The organism is Gammaproteobacteria bacterium (genome assembly GCA_028817255.1).
Lineage (GTDB): Bacteria > Pseudomonadota > Gammaproteobacteria > Porifericomitales > Porifericomitaceae > Porifericomes > Porifericomes azotivorans.
Window position 1 is genome coordinate 14,909 of the sequence record JAPPQA010000115.1, and the last position, 4,577, is coordinate 19,485.

The window sequence follows — 4,577 nt, forward strand, 5'->3', positions numbered from 1 at the left end:
CGGTATCTTCTTGCGCCCCGGGCGCAACCGATTCGGCGCCTGCATCTTCCTCCGGCCCGGGCGCCGGATCGCCCCCCGGGACGGACACGAGCCGCGGCCCCTCGCCGGCGCCGGGGCGGTCGTCGTTGCCGTTCATATGAAACCTCCTCGCCGCTAGCGGGCACGGGCGTCCGACACGACCCCCGAACCCGGATGCGCCTTTTACTACGGTTGAAAATTCAGCGCAACGCTCAACATGCGCGCCGTTACGTCCACCACCGGAATCACCTCGCTGTAGGGCATGCGAGTGGGGCCGATGACCCCCAACACCCCCACCACCCGGCCGTCCACCTCGTACGGAGAGGCCACCACGCTGCAATTGTCCAGCACTTCGTAGCCGGATTCCTCGCCGATGAATATGCGCACCCCTTCGGCCTGGATGGCCTCGTCCAGCAGGTGCAGAATATCGCGCTTCTCCTCAAAGGTCTGGAACAAACGCTTGATCCGTTCCACATCGCCCAGGTCGCCGATCTCCATCAAATTGGTCCCGCCGGCCAGCACGTAATCCTCGTTGCCCTCCCGCGAACGGCAGGCCTGTTCGGCAAACTCGATGACCGCCTGCATCAGCTGGTTGATATCGTCGCGGGTGCGCCGCATCTCCCGCACCAGCTGCCCGCGCGCCGCTTGCAGCCCCGAGCCAAGGCGGAGCAGGTCGCTCAGGTAACCGGAGGCCTCCTGCAATTCGGACAGGGTAAAGGCGCGCCGGGTATGAAAGATCCGATTCTGCACCTCGTGATCGTTCATCACCAGCACCATCAGCACCTGGTCGCCGGACAAGGGGATGAACTCCACCTGCCGCACCGTCAGGGAGTCGCTCTTCGGCAAAGTGACGACGCCGGCGAGGCGGGTAATCCGGGACAGCATGGACGAGGTGCGCTCCAGCAACTGCTGGGCATCCGTCTCGAGCTGCATTTCCTCGCTAATGGATTGCAGCTTGCTGCTTTCCATGTCGGAAAGCTGCAACAGGCTGTCCACGAAAAGCCGGTATCCCTTTACGGTCGGGATGCGCCCGGCAGAAGTGTGCGGCGAGCGAATCAGGCCGATATCCTCCAAATCCGCCATGACGTTGCGCACCGTGGCCGGGCTGATGTCCAGGCCGCTGTCGCGCGCCAGGGCGCGCGAACTGACCGGCTGGCCGGCCTCGATGTAGCGTTCCACCAACGACCGGAACAGATACAGGCCGCGCTCGGAGATCTGCTCCTCCAACCCCTTCAAGTCGGCATGTTTGTGTACGCGCATTCTCGGAAAAATGTATCATTTTTCCGCGGAGAGGGGCAACCGGCCCGGAACGGGGCGCCGACGGCCGCAGCGGCGGCGGCGCCCGGCACCGGTTTCCCTGCCTCCCGCACCGTAAAGACACATGAGCAAACAAGCGACATTCCGGCAAGTTGCCATCGTCACCCGCCCGGAAAGCGACGAGGCCGAGACGATCCGACGGGAGATCGCCGCCATACTGGAGCGCCGGGGGATCCGGACCGTCGCCGTCGTCCGGGATTCCCGGGAAGAAACGGCGCCCAAAGGCGAGGAAGACCCCCGCTACGACCTCGGCATCGCGGTGGGCGGCGACGGTACGCTGTTGAAGACGGCCCACCTGCTGGCGCGCCGCGGGGTGCCCCTGATCGGCGTCAATACCGGCCGGCTCGGTTTTCTGGCCGACTGTTCGCCGCGGGACATTGCCGGGCATCTGGACGCCATCCTGGGCGGCCAGTACCTGGAAGAGCGGCGCCTGCTGGCCGAATACCGGCTGCGCCGCGAAGGCGAAACCCTCCTGGAGGGAATCGCGGTCAACGAGGTCGCCGTGCAGAAACACGATATCTCGCGGCTCTTCGTATGCGAGACGCGCATTGACGGGCACTTCCTGGGCCGCCAGCGCGGCGACGGACTGATCGTCGCAACCCCCACCGGCTCTACGGCCTATGCGCTGGCCAGCGGCGGCCCGATCCTGTTCCCCTCTCTGGAGGTGCTGGCCCTGGTGCCCGTCTGCCCGCACACGCTCGGCAGCCGCCCTCTGGCGGTCGGAAGCGAGCAGGAGATCGAAGTGCGGATTGACCCGGGAGGGAAGCAGCGCGCCGGACTGATGCGGGACGGGCAGCTGGTACAGGAGCTGCGGCCCGGCGACAGCGTCCAGATCCGAGGCTCGGGGCCGCGGCTGCGGCTTATCCACCCGCTGAACTACAATTATTTCGGCATCCTGCGCACCAAACTGAAGTGGGGCCGTACACCTTGCTGAAGGAACTACAGATTCGCAACTTCGCGGTGGTCGCGGAAATGCGGCTGGCGCTGCGGGAAGGGTTGACCGTCTTCACCGGGGAAACCGGGGTGGGAAAATCCATCATCGTGGATGCGCTGGGGCTGGCGCTGGGAGACCGCGGCGACACCCGTTACATACGCCCGGGCCAGGATCGCGCCGAGGTCATCGCCCGTTTCGCAGTCCCTGCCGAGACGCGCGCGGCCATGCGCGAGGCCGCCGGGCCGCCCGGCCAATGCCTGCTGCCGCCCGGCGCGGAGGAGCAGTGGCTGCTGCACCGGGTGCTGCGGGCCAAAGACGGACGCTCCCAGGCGTATGTCAACGGCAGCCCCGTTCCCCTGCGGGTGCTGCGGGAACTGCGGGCGCCGCTGGTCGAAGCGCAGGGGCAGCATGCCTACCACAGCCTGATGGCCCGCGACCAGCAGCGGCGCCTGCTCGACGCCTACGGCGACCACCGGGAACTGCTGGACAGAATCCGGGAATGCTGCCGGCAATGGGCGCAGGCGCAGCGGCGGCTCCAGGAAACCGGCAGCGGCGGGCAGTCCGGGCAGGAACTCGAGCTGTTGCGCTACCAAATCCGGGAACTGGAGGCGCTGCAAACGCCGGCGGGCGAGTACGCCGAATTGGAAAAGACGCACCGCCGCCTGGCCCACGCCGACTTCCTGGAACGGCAATGCCGGCAAACGCTGGAGCTCCTGGACCACGAGGAACACGGCGCCGCCAACCTGCTGGAACGCGCCGCGGGCGCCTTGCGGGAGGCGCGCGATCTGGACGAAAGACTGGGGCCGGCGACCGGACTAATCGAAGAAGCGGCGCTGCAGACGCGGGAAGCGACCAGCGGCCTGCGCCGGCACGTCGAAGGCATGGATTCCGAAGCGGCGCGGCTACAGGAGGCGGAGGCGCGGCTCGGCGCCCTGTGCGAGGCGGCGCGCAAGCACCGCATTCGTCCGGAGGAACTGCCGGAACGCCTGGAGTCGCTGCTGCGCCGGCTGGAAGACGCGGAACGCGGCGAGGAAGACCGCGCCCGCCTGAGCGAAGAACAGCGGCGCATCGTCTCGCGCTACCGGGAGCTGGCCGGGCAACTGAGCGACAAGCGGCAACAGGCGGCGCCCCGGCTGGCCCGGGAGGTCACCGACTGGCTGCGGCAACTCGGCATGCCCAACGCCCGCTTCGAGGTCCGGGTCGCCAGCCGGGCGGCGGAACAGCCCCGCGACGCGGGATGGGACGAGGTGGAATACCAAGTCGCCGTCAACCCGGGACTGCCGCCCGGCCCCCTGAGCAAGGTTGCGTCCGGCGGCGAACTGTCGCGCATCTGCCTGGCCCTGCATAACTGCGGCGACCGCGGCCGGGCCTCGACCCTGGTATTCGACGAGGTGGATGTCGGCATCCGGGGCGGGGTGGCCGAACTCGTGGGGCGCCTGCTGCGCAAATTGGCGGAGAACCGGCAGGTCCTGTGCATCACCCACCTGCCGCAGGTCGCCTCCCAGGGGCACCGCCACCTGCACGTGCAAAAAAACGACGCCGGAGGCACCACGCGCACCTCGGTAACGGAACTGGACGCGGAAACGAGAATCGAAGAGATCGCCCGTATGCTGGGGGGATTGCGAATCACGCCGCGGACCCGGGCGCACGCGCGCGAAATGCTGGCCTCTGCCTAAGACCTCCTGCGGGAAGCCCGGGGCCGCACGTACAGCACCAGGCTGTGGCCGACCAGATCGTAGCCGTGCTGCTTGGCGATCTGTTTCTGCAACACCTCGATCCGGTCGTTCTGGAACTCGATCACCCTGCCGGTCTCCATGCAGATCATGTGGTCGTGGTGCTCGTCGTCCGCCAACTCGAAGATTGCCGGCCCGCCGGCGAAATTGTGCCGTATCGCCAGGCCGGCGGCCACGAACTGGGTCAGCGCCCGATAGACGGTGGCATAGCCCACATCCGCCCCGATCTTGACCAGCTCCCGATAGACTTCGTCGGCGCTCAGGTGTTTCCGCTCCGCCCCCTCGAGCACGCGCAGAATATGCAACCGGGAGGAAGTAGCCCGCAGGCCCGCCCGCTTGAGATGATCCTGTACCGCATCCAAGGCCATCGCCATCCTGTACGCAACGCACGGCGCCAGGGACTCGCTCCCGGCACATCCGGGTCGTCCCCAGCGATAGCGAACAATACTGTATAATCGCCGGAAATGCCATGCGCCGCCCAAGCACCGCCCCAAGCACCGCCAAGGAGCGCGAAGCGCGCGCCTTTACCCGCCATTGCCGCGAAAGAGGGTGTGGACTTTGTGGACGGGGTGGAC

Annotated in this window: 4 protein-coding genes; 2 read left to right on the top strand and 2 right to left on the bottom strand. The window is 67.2% G+C overall.

Annotated features, from left to right (window positions below):
• Positions 1-204: 204 nt before the first annotated feature.
• The gene (hrcA, locus tag OXU43_05285) at positions 205-1,278 is read right to left on the bottom strand and encodes a heat-inducible transcriptional repressor HrcA (GenBank protein ID MDD9824565.1); all 1,074 of its coding nucleotides are present in this window, start codon (positions 1,276-1,278) and stop codon (positions 205-207) included.
• A gap of 121 nt (positions 1,279-1,399) precedes the next feature.
• Between hrcA and OXU43_05290 the strand changes: the two genes are divergently transcribed.
• Positions 1,400-2,269, top strand: coding sequence for an NAD(+)/NADH kinase (locus tag OXU43_05290; GenBank protein ID MDD9824566.1), 870 nt, complete (start codon positions 1,400-1,402; stop codon positions 2,267-2,269).
• Positions 2,263-3,945 carry a DNA repair protein RecN gene (gene recN, locus OXU43_05295; protein ID MDD9824567.1) on the top strand — a complete coding sequence of 561 codons (1,683 nt, stop codon included), beginning with the start codon at positions 2,263-2,265 and terminating at the stop codon, positions 3,943-3,945. Before OXU43_05290 ends, recN begins: the two co-directional genes overlap by 7 nt.
• On the opposite strand, the gene fur is transcribed toward recN, so the two are convergent.
• The gene (gene fur, locus OXU43_05300) at positions 3,942-4,370 is read right to left on the bottom strand and encodes a ferric iron uptake transcriptional regulator (GenBank protein ID MDD9824568.1); all 429 of its coding nucleotides are present in this window, start codon (positions 4,368-4,370) and stop codon (positions 3,942-3,944) included. The two genes, recN and fur, sit on opposite strands and share 4 nt — an antisense overlap.
• Positions 4,371-4,577 lie beyond the last annotated feature (207 nt).